Source organism: Rhodococcus sp. NPDC056960 (assembly GCF_042674125.1).
In the GTDB taxonomy this organism is placed as follows: domain Bacteria; phylum Actinomycetota; class Actinomycetes; order Mycobacteriales; family Mycobacteriaceae; genus Rhodococcus_F.
Map to the genome: position 1 here is coordinate 229,125 of NZ_JBHURF010000009.1, position 12,395 is coordinate 241,519.

Below are 12,395 nucleotides of genomic sequence, written 5' to 3' on the forward strand. Positions count from 1 at the left end.
CGATGAGTGCACGTACCCCGAGTGAGCGCACCCCCAGCCAGTGGGAGGAGATCACCGCGGCGAATCCGGCCCATTCGATGTGGTACGTCGAGCGGTTCCGTGCGATGGAAGCGCAGGGGCAGGACATCGTCGGCGAGGCGCGGCTGGTCGACGCGATGCTCGGCCGGAGTGGTCGCGTTCTCGACGCAGGGTGCGGACTGGGGCGGCTGGGCGGCTACCTGCACGACGCCGGACACGTCGTGGTGGGTGTCGACGTCGATCCTGTGCTCGTCGCGGTGGCGGAGGAAGACCACCCCGGTCCGACGTGGCTGGTGGGTGATCTCGCCGAACTCGATCTGCCGGCCCTCGGGGTCGCAGCCGATTTCGACCTGATCGTGTGTGCGGGCAACGTGATGACGTTCCTGGCGCCGTCGACACGCGAGTCGGTGCTCGCCGGATTCGCGGCGCACCTCGCCCCGACCGGTCGAGCGATCGTCGGGTTCGGCGCCGACCGGGGCTACGAGTTCCCGCAGTTCCTCGCGGACGCCCAGGCCAGCGGTCTGGCGGTGGATCTGCTGCTCTCGACGTGGGATCTGCGTCCGTTCACCGAGGAATCCGACTTTCTGGTGGCGGTGTTCTCCCGCGCGGACTGATCGGGCGGAGCGCGAGAAGCGCGGCGAGGGCCGGGGTTGCGGCGAGAAGCGCACGGGAGCGGGCCGTGATGGCCTCGTCGCGGGCAGCGAGCGCGGCGGCGACATCACCTGATCCGGGTATGTGCCGCACCTGCGTCATGACGGCGCGCAGAGGTGCGATGCGGTAGCCGGCCCTGCGGAGCTGGTGGACGATCCGGGCGTCGCGGACGTGGGTGGGCGAGTACCGGCGGGTTCCCGTCGGACCGTCCCGGTCGGGGACGACCAGTCCCTCGCTGTCCCAGTGCCGCAGCGTGGAGGGCCGTACGCCGATCGCGGCGGCGAGTTCGGCCACCCCCATCGAGTCCGACGCCCGCACGTCGTCGATCGGCTCGGTGGAGATCGCGGCGGCGGCCGACTGGGCCAGCGCGAGTTCGGTTCGCTCGGCGTGGAGCCGGGCGTGAGCGGCGTCGAGGAGCGCGACCGCAGTCGCCGGGCACGTGTGAGCGCTGCGCACGATCCGTTTGGCGTCCACCGGACCGGCCCCGGCCGCGAGTTCGCGATACGCCAGCGCGGACAGCAGGTGCACCTCCGCATAGATCCGGTACCCGGCGGCTGTGCGCGTGGCGGGCGGCAGCACACCGTCGCGTTCGAGGTCGCGCACGTGCTGCACGGAGCATCCGGTACGCCGCGCGACATCCACGGTTCGCAAATTCTGCGATTGGAGACTGCGCACCGCACGTCCTCTGCTTTTGCCCTCTCAGGTCTCCACATGCACTTCAATGCAACGCTGGAGGCTATGACCATAGACGACATCATCGACTTCGTGGAGGGTCTGGGCGACGTCCTGACTCTGCGCCCCGCGCCCGGCGACGGTTCCCCGGAGATCAGCTGGGGCGACAGCTTCTTCTACTATTCGCCGGATCGCGTCGTGCCGACGACGACTCAGCCGTTCGCCACGATCGTCACCAAGAACTATCCCGGTGACGAAAGTTCGCGGCTGGACCGCGCGGGCGCCTTCCGGGTCAACGTCCATGCCGGGAAGGACGCCTTCATCGAGGCGACCGGCCACGCACCGCGGGAGCAGGGACCGTCGGGCGTCGACGCCGGCGCGCCCGACACCGTCATCGCCCACCCCCTCTACGGCTCCGCGGCCTGGCTCGCCGTGATCGACCCCGGCGCGCACACCGACGCGGTCATTCGCGAGTTGCTGTGGCAGGCCCACGCTCTGGCACGTTCACGCTACGAGCTCCGACAGGCGAACACGCCGTGAATGCCCATGGTGGAGGCTGGATTTCCAGGCTTCCACGGACGACACTGAAACAGTGGACGCAGAATTTCTCGTTCTTCTCATCGTGGTCGTGACCGCCCTCGGTTTCGATTTCACCAACGGCTTCCACGACACCGCGAACGCCATGGCCACTTCGATCGCCACCGGAGCCCTCACACCCCGTGTCGCAGTTGCGTTGTCGGCGATTCTCAATCTGGTCGGAGCGTTCCTGTCGGTCGAGGTGGCGGCCACCGTTGCCAAGGGCATCGTCAACCTCGGCGACACCGGCGGGCAGGCGTTGCTGATCATCGTCTTCGCGGGTCTCGTCGGCGGCATCTTGTGGAACCTGATGACCTGGCTGCTCGGAATTCCCTCGAGTTCGTCGCACGCCCTGTTCGGCGGGCTGATCGGTGCGACCGTCGCTGCCCTCGGCATGGGCGGCGTCGAGTGGTCGGGCGTGGTGAGCAAGATCGTCGTCCCCGCTGTTCTCGCACCCGTGGTCGCGGCTCTGGTCGCGGCCATCGGAACGTGGCTGATCTACCGCATCACGGCCGGCGTCGAGGAGAACGCCAAGGAGCAGGGATTCCGCTGGGGACAGATCGGGTCGGCCTCACTGGTCTCACTCGCCCACGGCACCAACGACGCTCAGAAGACCATGGGCATCATCTTTCTTGCGCTGGTGGCGCACGGCACCATCACGGCCGACACCGCGATGCCGTTCTGGGTGAAGCTCGCCTGCGCGCTCGCGATCGCCCTGGGGACCTACCTCGGCGGCTGGCGGATCATCCGGACCCTCGGCAAGGGTCTCGTCGAGATCGCGTCGCCTCAGGGTCTGGCAGCCGAGTCGTCCTCGGCCGCCATCATCCTCACCTCGAGCCACTTCGGCCTGCCCCTGTCGACCACGCAGACGGCCACCGGATCCATCCTCGGGACCGGGATCGGCAAGTCCGGGGCGGAGGTACGGTGGGGCGTCGCCGGGCGCATGGCGGTCGCGTGGCTGTTCACCCTGCCGTCCGCCGCCGTGGTCGGGGCGGTGTGCTGGGTGATCGCCGACGTCATCGGCGGACTGCCCGGTGTGCTCGTGGTCTTCGCCCTGCTCCTGGTGGCCGCGGGCGTCCTGTACCTGCGTTCGCGGCGGAACCCGATCGACAGGTCGAACGTGAACGAGAAGTGGGACGGCGGACTGACCCCGCCGTCCGAGAAGGTCCACAATCCGAATTCCGCTCAGGTGTGAGAGGGCAGGCATCGTGACTTTGTTCAAGGACACCGTGGACTCGCTGTGGCAGGTGGTGCTCATCGGCCTGCTCTTCGGTGCCGGATTGCCGGCCCTCTTCGCGCTCGGAATCCGGATTCTGTCGTTGGGCTCCGTTCCGTCCGCGGACGGGAGCGGCGTCGTGCGCACCCCGGCCGCGTGGATCGCGGGGTTGGCATGCTTCGCGGTGGTCGTCGTCGCGATCGTCGCCGGAATCCTGTTCATCATGAAGGACTTCCTCGCTCACGATTTCGGGATCCACATCTTCTGACCCCGGAAAGGACGCGTGCAGTGCCACAGAAACCGATCATCACAGTCCCGGCGAAAGTCCTCCGATGGGTGCGCGACGGGTATCCGCACGGGGTGCCCCGCGAGGATTACGTCGCGTTGTTCGCGGTGCTGCACCGCAGGCTCACCGACCGCGAGGTGAGTGAGATCGTCGAGGAGCTGTCGGCGCCGGACGGCCACGCGCTCGAGGACGGCCGGATCGACCGCGCGGAGATCGAGGAATCCATCGCCCGCCTCGCTCACGAACACCCCGGCGACGACGACGTCAAACGGGTGGCCTCTCGGCTCGCGGCGGGCGGGTGGCCGCTCGCGGCGCCGATCGAGGAGAAACCCCCACTCGTCAAGACGCTGCCGCCCCTGCTGAGCAACATCATCGAATGGCTGCGCGCCGGCTATCCACAAGGCGTGCCCGAGACCGACTACATTCCCCTGATCGCCCTGCTCCGACGGCGTCTCTCGGACACCGAGGTCCGTGAGATCACCGCCGCGCTCGTCGACCAGGGCGACCTCCCCATCGGCAAGCCGGACATCCAGGTGATGATCACGAAGGTCACCGACGAGAAACCCCTCGACGCCGATGTCGACCGGGTCCACGCTCACCTCGTCGCCGGTGGCTGGGCGATCCCGGACGAGACGCCGATCACCGAGTCGCACTGACCGATCGCCTACCGAAGCCGCGACAATTCTGTGTGGAAGTCCACACGGAAGTCCGTCTGCGGTGGAGACGAACTCCATAGCCTGTTTCCCGACGGCGAATTAGCCTCGCAGTGACCGCGGAATTGCACGGCGACAGGAGAATGGTGCCTTCCATCGACACCGACGAGGGGCGGATCGACTACACCGAGCACGGGGACGGCGGATCCGCGTCGACCGTGATCTTGCTGGCGGGGTTCAAAGCCCCCGCCACGTCGTGGCGCTACCAGATCCCGTCTCTGATCCGGGCGGGTCACCGCGTCATACCAGCGGACCTGCCGGGCCACGGGACTGCTCCGGATCTGCCGCCCGGGACGACCATGCGGACACGAGGCCGCCTTGTGCACGCGCTCATCGAGAAACTCGATCTGCACCGTGCAGCCTTGATCGGAGGCTCTATGGGCGGAAACACCATCTGGTCATATGTCGACGCCTACGGTACCGGGCGACTGCGGGCCGCGGTTGTCGTCGATCAGACTCCGAGGATGCTCAACACGCCGGACTGGATGTACGGCTTCTACGGTTACGAGCAGGACACGGTGGACACCTTCTTCGCCGACGGGATTCCCCGAACCGGTCACGGCACCCCGATCTGGAGACGTGGGATGCGTTTGGTGCGGCTGCTCGCTGCGATGGGTCGCATGGACGGGACGCTGTCGTCGCCGGAACTCACGCTGTTGAACGATCACGCGAAATGTGATTGGCGTCCGACGATCCGGTCCAGCGAGCTTCCCGTGCTTTTCGTCGCCGGTTCCGAGAGTGAGTTCTGGCCGTCGACACACGCCGCTGCCGCCGCAGCGCTCACGCCGCACGGAGCATCGACAGTTGTCTCGCGCGCAGGGCACGCGACGAACATGGAACGACCCGATCCGTTCAACGAGGCTGTTGCAGAGTTCCTCGCATCGACGGAGTGACGCCGCACGCCCCTATTCGGCGTTGCCTGTCGGGAAGTAGACCGACCCGTCACTGCCGACGCAGCCGCCCTGGACCGGACCGGGACCGAAGTAGGTGCCGTTGACCTGGCCGGCGCCGCCGCCGGAATTCGACCCGACCCCGGCTCCCGCGACCCCGACTGCCCCACACGTGTAGCTGGTGGATTCGCCCGGATCGCTTTCGACCTGAACCTGGGTGCCCGGAGTGTTCGGGTCGCCGTGGAGGTTCGGTGCCGCGGCCGCGATGCCGGGTGTGGCGAAGACGGCGAGTGCGGCACCTGCCGCGATCGCCGAGCGCACTGCGAAGGTGTTCATGCGATGTCACTCTCGATTCGGTTATCGCCTCGAGTTCCGCTCGCCGGCTTTCGGCGGGTCGTGGCCCGTGGCGCATTCATCTCACGGTAGGGACTCATTATCGCCCGTTACACCCCGGAATCCCACCCCCGGCGCCGCCGCCCTTGACATGAAGTGGACTTTAGGTTTCACCATGGTGCCAGATGTCACTGGAGGCAAGGAGTCTGCGATGAACGGCACCAGAACGGCGCTGATCACGGGGGGATCGGCGGGATTGGGACGGGCGAGTGCGCTCGCCCTCGCGGAACGCGGCTGGGAGGTGATCGTCACCGGACGGCGGGTCGAACCCCTCGAGCGGGCCGCTGCGCGGGCGCGCACCATCACTGCGCTCCCGGGCGATGTGACCGATCCGCGGCACCGCCGGCGCATCGCCGAGGAGGTCGCCGCGCGCGGGCGACTGGACCTGCTCCTCAACAACGCCAGCGCGCTCGGGCCCAGCCCCATGCCGGCCCTCGCCCGGTATCCGGAGGACGCCTTGGCGCAGGTCTTCGCGACGGACGTGCTCGCCCCGCTCGCGTTGATCGCCGCGCTGATCGAGCATGTGCGGGCGGTGCGCGGGACCGTCGTCGACATTTCCTCGGATGCCGCGGTCGAGGCCTATGAGGGCTGGGGAGGATACGGGTCGGCGAAGGCGGCCCTCGACCACGCCACCGCGGTGCTGGCGGTCGAGGAACCCGACCTCGCCGTCTACGCGTTCGATCCCGGCGACATGCGCACCGCGATGCACCAGGCGGCGTTCCCGGGTGAGGACATCTCGGATCGGCCCGAGCCGGAGACCGTGGTTCCGGCGCTGCTGCGACTGCTCGACACGCGTCCACCCAGCGGCCGGTACCGTGCATCGGACTTCGCTGTCACGTCGGACACGGGGGTACGGTCGTGACCCGCGCCCGTACCGGGTCCGCGTCCGACCTCAGGTTCGTCCTGCCGCGGCGGTTGGAGGCGAGCGGGCCACCGGAGAGCCGAGGCCTGCGGCGGGACACGGTCCGGATGCTGGTATCCGATCGAGGTAGGTTGGAACACAGTACGTTTCGTGACCTGCCGCGCTTCCTCCGGCCGGGCGACGTGGTGGTGGTGAACACGTCGGCGACGTTGGCGGCGGCAGTGGACGGGAACGTCGACGGGGTGGGGCCGGTGGTCGTGCACTTCTCCACGGCACTCGGTGACGGTGGCTGGGCGGTGGAGGTGCGGGCGCCGGGACCGGTGGCAGGTGCACTCGGCTCGGTCGGGGCTGGAACCCGAATCGATCTGCCCCTCGGCGTTGTTGCGACGCTCGTGGAACCGTGGCCGCATGGCTCGACCCGGCTGTGGCGGGCCGCGGTCGACGGCATCGCGGACGTGCCGACGGACTTGCTCGCCACCGCGGGCCGTCCGATCACCTACGCGTACGTCTCCGAACACTGGCCACTGGCCGATTACCAGACGATCTTCGGTCGCACCGGAGGCAGCGCCGAAATGGCCAGTGCTGGGCGGCCGTTCACGCACCGGATGGTCACCGAACTCGCGACGTCGGGGGTCGTGGTGGCGCCGATTCTGCTCCACACCGGCGTCTCCTCACCGGAGCGAGGGGAGCCGCCGATCCCGGAACGGTACGACGTGCCGGAGCCGACGGCGACGCTGATCAACCACCGCCGCGCCGCCGGCGGCCGCGTCATCGCGGTCGGTACCACCGTGACCAGGGCTCTCGAGACCCGGGCCACCTTGGACGGGGCGGCAGTGGCGGGCGCCGGCTGGACGGACCTGGTGCTCAGCACGGGGCGGCCGACGCGAGTGGTGGACGGTCTGATTACCGGCTGGCACGCCCCGGGTGCGTCGCATCTGATGCTGCTCGAGTCGGTGGTGGGGGCTGCGGCCGTTCGCCACGCCTACGACGAGGCGCTCGCCGGCGGATACCTGTGGCACGAGTTCGGGGACAGCGCACTCCTGCTACGGCGGTGAGAGGCCCTCACTGCTCGGGCAGGCTGCCCGTCTCGAGGAAGATCACGCGCCTGCCGATCTCCACGGTGTGGTCGCAGAACCGCTCGTAGAAGCGGCCGAGCAACGTGATGTCGACCGCCGACTGGACGCCGTGCGGCCAGTCGCCTCCCTGGGTGATCGTGAACAGGCTGCGATGGAGTTCGTCCATCGCCTCGTCCGCGGTCAGCAGGGCACGTGCCCGTTCGGGATCGCGGTGCCGCAGCACCTGCTCGGTTTCCTGTGCTTGCGCGACGGCGACGGCTCCCATCTGGGTGAACACGTCGAGAACCTCGTCGGGCACCACGTGTTCGGGGTGTCGTCGGCGGGCGATCTTCGCGATATGGACGGCGAGACCGCCCATCCGGTGAAGGTCTGCGGAAATGTGCAGTCCACCGACCATGAATCGCAGATCGTGCGCCACCGGGGCCTGCAGCGCCAGCAGGGCGAATGCGCGCTTCTCCCAGTCTGCGGCGGCATCGTCGAGTTCGCCGCTCACGTCGATCACGTGTTCGGCGAGGCCGAGGTCTGCCTGGAGCAGTGCGTCGCTCGCCTCCGACATCGCGGTGACGGCCAACCTGCACATGCCGGCGAGATCACCGGAGAGGCTGTCGAGGTTTTCCGCGAAATGAGTACGCATCGGCTCAGCCTAGGGGTGCTCGGGGACAACTGCTTCGGTGACCACTGACTCGGTTCAGCGCGGGGGGTCGGAATGGGCCAGTGTGCGGTACCCCCGTGCCCCGGCCCGGTCGATCGCTGCCCTGACCAGTCCGAAGACGATGCCCTGTACTGCGGCCGCGACCAACACCTCGCGCGTACTACGGGAGAGGTCCTTCGGGTCGGGGGCCTCCGATTCGCCCGCGATGCGCTTCCACAGTTGGCCGAACACCTCACTCGCCACGATCCCGCCGCCGACACCGGCAGCGAGCGCCAACGGTGTGTACATGGCCTTCGACACGGCAGTCATGTTCGTGCCCTTCGTATTCGACCCGTCGATCGTCCTCGTGCACGGAGTACCCGCATTGTCACGTCCTCACACGTGTTTCGTTCGAGGCGAAGTTGGGGAACGTCTCCTACATGACCAACGAAGCAGCTGGAAAGTCGACTCGCATCGTCGTGGTGGGAAGTGGCTTCGCCGGATTCGAGTGTGCCCGCAGTCTGAGTCGGCGCCTGCGGGGGACCGGCGCCCACATCACCATGATCTCCCCGCACGACTACATGCTGTACACACCGCTGCTGCCCGAAGTGGCGGGCGGAATCCTGGACGCACGCTTCGTCACCGTGCCCCTGACCGAGGCGCTGCCGAACGTCGAACTGGTCAAGGGCCGTGTCGATTCCGTCGATTTCGGCTCCCGGTCCGTGCACGTGACCGACTGCGAACAAGGAGTCGAGAACGTGCCCTGGGACAGGGTGGTGCTCACCCCGGGTTCGGTGACGCGCCTGTTCGACATCCCCGGACTCGCGGAACACGCGCGGGGCCTGAAGACGCCGGCCGAGGCACTGTTCTTCCGTGATCAGCTCCTCACCCAGCTCGAGCTGGCCGAGCGGGACACCGACCCCCAGGTCGCCCGGGCGCGCCGGACGGTCGTCGTGGTGGGCGCGTCCTACGCCGGGACGGAACTCACGGCGCAACTGCGTGCCCTCGCCGACGAGGCCGCCTCGCGGCGCGGCCTGGACCCCTCCGAGGTCCGCTTCCTGCTGCTCGATGCGGCCGACCGGGTCATGCCCGAGGTGGGGGAGAAGCTGGGCGGCAAGGTGCTGGAGGTGCTGCGTTCCCGCGGCGTCGACGTGCGGTTGGAAACCACCCTGACCGAACTCGGCCCCGAACACGTCACGCTCGACGACGGCACCGTCGTGCCCACCCGCACGGTCGCCTGGGTGACGGGAGTGACCGCAGCTCCGCTCGTCGACACCCTCGGGTTGCCCACCGAGAAGGGCAGGCTCACGGTGCTCCCCGACCTCTCGGTGTCGGGACACCCCGACGTCTTCGCGGGCGGCGACGCCGCGGCCGTCCCCGATCTGAAGAACAGCGGTTCGATCACCCCGCCGACCGCGCAGCACGCGGTCCGACAGGGCCGTGCCCTGGCCCGCAACGTCGCCGCGAGTGTGGGAATCGGTGACGCGAAGCCCTACACCCATCGCGACATGGGTCTCGTCGTGGACCTGGGCCCCGGGTTCGCGGTCGCGAACCCCCTGAACATCGCGCTGTCCGGGCTTCTCGCGAAAGTGGTCACCCGGGCGTACCACCTCTACGCCATGCCGAATGCCGCCAATCGGTGGGCGGTAGCGCTCGCCTACCTCACGGATCTGCTGTTCCCCCGCCCACTCGTGTCGATCGGGCTCGTCACCGACGAGGAATCGCGGTTCGCGGCGAGTGAAGGAGTTCGGGCGCAGACCTGACACGCCCAGCCACTCGCTCGACGTCTCGCGGCGCGGGTTTTCGATCCGGGAAAGCGGGGTAAGCGGCCACAGTTCCGTCACGTTCAGGTTGGAGGGAGAGATCGTCATCGAGGCACATCGAGACACGTCGGCTTCGGCTTCGGACGTGTGGTCCGTACTGGCCAACGGGTGGCTGTACCCGTCCTGGGTGGTCGGGGCGTCGCGCATGCGTGCCGTCTCCGCCGACTGGCCCGCGGTCGGAAGTCACCTGCATCATTCGGTCGGTGCCTGGCCCGCGCTGATCGACGACTCCACCGAGGTCCTCTTCGCCGAGGAGAATCGTGAGTTACGGCTGCTCGCGCAGGTGTTCCCGGCGAAGGCGGTGGTGCGCCTGCGACTGGAGCCCCACGACACCGGGTGTCACCTCGCGATGTCCGAGGGTGCTGCCTCCGCTCCGCTGAAATGGGTTCCGCAGACCGCACAGGACCTGGCCGTACTCCCACGAAATCTGGAATGCCTACGCAGGCTGTCTTTTCTCGCCGAGCACAAGACGAAACCCTGACGCGGTGACAGTGCACACGGTGGACGCCGTCGTCATCGGGTCCGGACCCAACGGTCTGGCCGCCACGGCCACTCTGGCGGAGGCCGGCTGGGATGTGGTACTCCTCGAGCAACAACCGGAACCCGGTGGCGCGGTTCGCTCCGCCGAACTGTTCCCGGGTTTTCGCACCGACCTGTTCAGCGCGTTCTACCCGCTGGCTGCGGTGTCTCCGGCGATCCGCCATCTCGAACTCGAGGGTGTGGGCCTGCGATGGAGTAAGGCGCCGGCAGCGGTTGGGCATCCCAGGAGCCCGGACGACGAGGACGCCCCGCTGATCCGCGAGGATCCGGCCGACACGGCGGCCGACCTCGAACGGAGGCAACCGGGTGACGGACAGGCGTGGCTCCGGCTCTTCGAGCAGTGGAAGGACATCAAGGAACCGTTCCTCGGTGCCCTCTTCAGCCCGTTTCCCCCTGTCCGCGGTCCTCGACGGCTGCTGTCTCAACTCGGGACCGCGGACGCCCTCCGGCTCGTGCGTTTCCTGATGCTGCCGGCACGTCGGATGACCCACGAGTTGTTCGACGGAGAGGCGGCACGAGTCCTGTTGCTGGGCAATGCAATGCATGCCGACACTCCCGTCGATTCGCCGGGCAGCGGGGTGATGGGGTATCTGCTGACCATGCTCGCGCAGGACGATGGCTACGTGGTGCCGGTCGGCGGGGCGGGCGCCCTTTCGGCGGCAATGGCGGAACGGGCGCGACGGAACGGCGCCGGGATTCGCTGCGGTCAGGAAGTGACGTCGATACATGTGACCGGGGGAGTGGCCCGCGAGGTGCGGACCGCGGGTGGCGACCGATATGTGGTCAGGCGCGCCGTACTCGCGGACGTCGCGGCGCCCGCGTTGTACGGGCGGTTGCTGGACTCCTCCGTGGTCCCGGCGGGTGTCCGAGCCGACCTCGAAAAATTCGAATGGGATACCCCGGTCGTGAAGGTGAACTACGCGCTCGACCGCAAGATTCCGTGGCGGTCGCGCAGTCTCGAATCGGCCGGGACCGTGCATCTGGGTGCCGACGACAACGGGCTGGTCCGGTGGATGGCCGACCTCACCACGGGTGTCGTCCCCACCCATCCCTTTCTGCTGTTCGGCCAGATGACGACGTCGGACCCCAGCCGCTCGCCGGAGGGAACCGAAAGCGCCTGGGCCTATACGCATCTCCCGCGAGGAATCATCGACAACGAGTCGGCGGAACTGCTGGCGCACCGCGTCGACGCGATGCTCGAATCGCACGCGCCGGGATTCGCAGACGGGGTGGTCGGGCGTAACGTCCAGCGACCGGGCGACCTCGAGGCGAGCAACGCGAACCTGCACGGCGGTGCAGTCAACGGTGGCACCGCCCAGCTCTACCAGCAGCTCGTGTTCCGCCCGACTCCGGGTTCGTCGGGGCCGGACACGTCGATCGACCGGCTGTACCTGGCCAGTTCGGCGACTCACCCGGGCGGCGGGGTCCACGGTATGTGTGGCTACAACGCGGCCCACGCCGCGCTTGCCGATCACGGACGGTGGGGGTGGGCGCGCCGGAAAGTTCGCGGCCGCATCCTCGACCTCGTCGTCACGCCCCGAAAGTCGCACGGCCCCTAGTGCTCGATGCGATCGAGGAGCCAGCGCGGGCCGACGGTATGTGCCCCGAGCGCCGCGACCCGGTCACGAAGTCCACGATCTGCCGTGACGACGGTGATCGGCCGATCGCCGTCCTCGTCGGCGGCTTTCGCGACGACTTCGACGATCGCGTCGTCACCCGAGCCTTCCGCGCGCACCACTCGCACGTCTTCGAAGCTCGGCTCCGCCCGCTCACCGACCGCGGCTTTCGCTGCGCCCTCGAGCACCACCACCACGTCCGTCTGCCCGTCCGAACCGTGTTCCCACGTGCTCAGCTGAGCGAGCAGCCGTCGGGCCGCGCCGGCACGATCACGCCACCACCCGTTCGGCCGCGAGCCGACCACATTCGCCGCATCCACCACGATCAGCGCTGCCCTGTCATCCGTCACTCCCTGAGTGTGCCCCGTTCGGATTCGGCCAGTGGCCCCCACCTGCACGGGCGTGGGTGCTAAGACGGAGGTGAGGCGCGTC

16 protein-coding genes and 1 pseudogene are annotated in these 12,395 nt (G+C 68.4%); 12 read left to right on the forward strand and 5 right to left on the reverse strand.

All coding sequences use genetic code 11. The annotated features are described in order from the left end of the window. Positions 1-2 precede the first annotated feature (2 nt). A complete protein-coding gene (locus ACFTWF_RS16395) occupies positions 3-632 on the forward strand; it encodes a class I SAM-dependent methyltransferase (protein ID WP_378462253.1) in 630 nt (209 codons plus the stop codon). Here the strand turns inward: ACFTWF_RS16395 and ACFTWF_RS16400 are convergent. After that, entirely contained in the window at positions 583-1,344 is a 762-nt protein-coding gene (locus ACFTWF_RS16400; protein WP_378462254.1) for a MerR family transcriptional regulator, read from the reverse strand. The two genes, ACFTWF_RS16395 and ACFTWF_RS16400, sit on opposite strands and share 50 nt — an antisense overlap. 63 nt (positions 1,345-1,407) lie before the next feature. Here ACFTWF_RS16400 and ACFTWF_RS16405 point away from each other — a divergent pair, with 63 nt between their 5' ends. The 6 genes and pseudogenes from ACFTWF_RS16405 (at position 1,408) to ACFTWF_RS16430 (ending at position 5,025) form a co-directional block, all read left to right on the forward strand. Continuing rightward, positions 1,408-1,881, forward strand: a complete 474-nt coding sequence (locus tag ACFTWF_RS16405; protein ID WP_378462255.1) for a DUF6194 family protein — start codon at positions 1,408-1,410, stop codon at positions 1,879-1,881. A gap of 52 nt (positions 1,882-1,933) precedes the next feature. Continuing rightward, positions 1,934-3,112 (forward strand): anion permease, encoded by a 1,179-nt coding sequence (locus ACFTWF_RS16410; protein ID WP_378462256.1) that lies wholly within the window; start codon positions 1,934-1,936, stop codon positions 3,110-3,112. Between the two features lie 13 nt (positions 3,113-3,125). Continuing rightward, on the forward strand, positions 3,126-3,401 hold the full coding sequence (locus tag ACFTWF_RS16415; protein WP_378462257.1) for a hypothetical protein: 276 nt from the start codon (positions 3,126-3,128) through the stop codon (positions 3,399-3,401). Next, positions 3,308-3,718 (forward strand): annotated as a pseudogene (locus ACFTWF_RS16420) (DUF3349 domain-containing protein); the annotation flags it as partial. The gene ACFTWF_RS16415 and the pseudogene ACFTWF_RS16420, both read left to right, overlap by 94 nt. Before the next feature lie 48 nt (positions 3,719-3,766). Further along, positions 3,767-4,075 carry a DUF3349 domain-containing protein gene (locus ACFTWF_RS16425; RefSeq protein ID WP_378462368.1) on the forward strand — a complete coding sequence of 103 codons (309 nt, stop codon included), beginning with the start codon at positions 3,767-3,769 and terminating at the stop codon, positions 4,073-4,075. Between the two features lie 140 nt (positions 4,076-4,215). Next, positions 4,216-5,025, forward strand: a complete 810-nt coding sequence (locus ACFTWF_RS16430; protein ID WP_378462258.1) for an alpha/beta fold hydrolase — start codon at positions 4,216-4,218, stop codon at positions 5,023-5,025. A gap of 12 nt (positions 5,026-5,037) precedes the next feature. Here the strand turns inward: ACFTWF_RS16430 and ACFTWF_RS16435 are convergent, their stop codons facing one another. Then, on the reverse strand, positions 5,038-5,358 hold the full coding sequence (locus ACFTWF_RS16435; protein WP_378462259.1) for a hypothetical protein: 321 nt from the start codon (positions 5,356-5,358) through the stop codon (positions 5,038-5,040). 208 nt (positions 5,359-5,566) lie between these two features. Here ACFTWF_RS16435 and ACFTWF_RS16440 point away from each other — a divergent pair, with 208 nt between their 5' ends. Continuing rightward, a complete protein-coding gene (locus ACFTWF_RS16440; RefSeq protein ID WP_378462260.1) occupies positions 5,567-6,277 on the forward strand; it encodes an SDR family NAD(P)-dependent oxidoreductase in 711 nt (236 codons plus the stop codon). Continuing rightward, complete coding sequence (locus ACFTWF_RS16445; protein ID WP_378462261.1) at positions 6,274-7,332, forward strand: S-adenosylmethionine:tRNA ribosyltransferase-isomerase; 1,059 nt, start codon at positions 6,274-6,276, stop codon at positions 7,330-7,332. Before ACFTWF_RS16440 ends, ACFTWF_RS16445 begins: the two co-directional genes overlap by 4 nt. A 7-nt stretch (positions 7,333-7,339) precedes the next feature. On the opposite strand, the gene phoU is transcribed toward ACFTWF_RS16445, so the two are convergent. Both phoU and ACFTWF_RS16455 read right to left on the reverse strand, forming a co-directional pair. Continuing rightward, a complete protein-coding gene (gene phoU / locus ACFTWF_RS16450; RefSeq protein ID WP_378462262.1) occupies positions 7,340-7,987 on the reverse strand; it encodes a phosphate signaling complex protein PhoU in 648 nt (215 codons plus the stop codon). A 54-nt stretch (positions 7,988-8,041) separates the two neighbouring features. Continuing rightward, on the reverse strand, positions 8,042-8,314 hold the full coding sequence (locus tag ACFTWF_RS16455; RefSeq protein ID WP_378462263.1) for a DUF4235 domain-containing protein: 273 nt from the start codon (positions 8,312-8,314) through the stop codon (positions 8,042-8,044). A gap of 110 nt (positions 8,315-8,424) precedes the next feature. Between ACFTWF_RS16455 and ACFTWF_RS16460 the strand changes: the two genes are divergently transcribed. The 3 genes from ACFTWF_RS16460 (at position 8,425) to ACFTWF_RS16470 (ending at position 11,906) form a co-directional block, all read left to right on the forward strand. Then, the gene (locus ACFTWF_RS16460) at positions 8,425-9,747 is read left to right on the forward strand and encodes an NAD(P)/FAD-dependent oxidoreductase (protein ID WP_378462264.1); all 1,323 of its coding nucleotides are present in this window, start codon (positions 8,425-8,427) and stop codon (positions 9,745-9,747) included. Positions 9,748-9,892: 145 nt separating this feature from the next. Then, on the forward strand, positions 9,893-10,288 hold the full coding sequence (locus tag ACFTWF_RS16465; protein ID WP_378462265.1) for an SRPBCC family protein: 396 nt from the start codon (positions 9,893-9,895) through the stop codon (positions 10,286-10,288). A gap of 4 nt (positions 10,289-10,292) precedes the next feature. Beyond that, positions 10,293-11,906 (forward strand): phytoene desaturase family protein, encoded by a 1,614-nt coding sequence (locus ACFTWF_RS16470; protein ID WP_378462266.1) that lies wholly within the window; start codon positions 10,293-10,295, stop codon positions 11,904-11,906. Here ACFTWF_RS16470 and ACFTWF_RS16475 read toward each other — a convergent pair. Next, positions 11,903-12,313, reverse strand: a complete 411-nt coding sequence (locus ACFTWF_RS16475) for an NYN domain-containing protein (protein ID WP_378462267.1) — start codon at positions 12,311-12,313, stop codon at positions 11,903-11,905. The two genes, ACFTWF_RS16470 and ACFTWF_RS16475, sit on opposite strands and share 4 nt — an antisense overlap. Positions 12,314-12,395 lie beyond the last annotated feature (82 nt).

What these genes read in the sequence shown, in the direction of transcription:
- ACFTWF_RS16460 (WP_378462264.1), top strand. Translation starts at nt 8,425, where the DNA reads ATGACCAACGAAGCAGCTGGAAAGTCGACTCGCATCGTCGTGGTGGGA.
- ACFTWF_RS16440 (WP_378462260.1), top strand. Translation starts at nt 5,567, where the DNA reads ATGAACGGCACCAGAACGGCGCTGATCACGGGGGGATCGGCGGGATTG.
- phoU (WP_378462262.1), bottom strand. Translation starts at nt 7,987, where the DNA reads ATGCGTACTCATTTCGCGGAAAACCTCGACAGCCTCTCCGGTGATCTC.
- ACFTWF_RS16405 (WP_378462255.1), top strand. Translation starts at nt 1,408, where the DNA reads ATGACCATAGACGACATCATCGACTTCGTGGAGGGTCTGGGCGACGTC.
- ACFTWF_RS16430 (WP_378462258.1), top strand. Translation starts at nt 4,216, where the DNA reads ATGGTGCCTTCCATCGACACCGACGAGGGGCGGATCGACTACACCGAG.
- ACFTWF_RS16455 (WP_378462263.1), bottom strand. Translation starts at nt 8,314, where the DNA reads ATGACTGCCGTGTCGAAGGCCATGTACACACCGTTGGCGCTCGCTGCC.
- ACFTWF_RS16435 (WP_378462259.1), bottom strand. Translation starts at nt 5,358, where the DNA reads ATGAACACCTTCGCAGTGCGCTCGGCGATCGCGGCAGGTGCCGCACTC.
- ACFTWF_RS16395 (WP_378462253.1), top strand. Translation starts at nt 3, where the DNA reads ATGAGTGCACGTACCCCGAGTGAGCGCACCCCCAGCCAGTGGGAGGAG.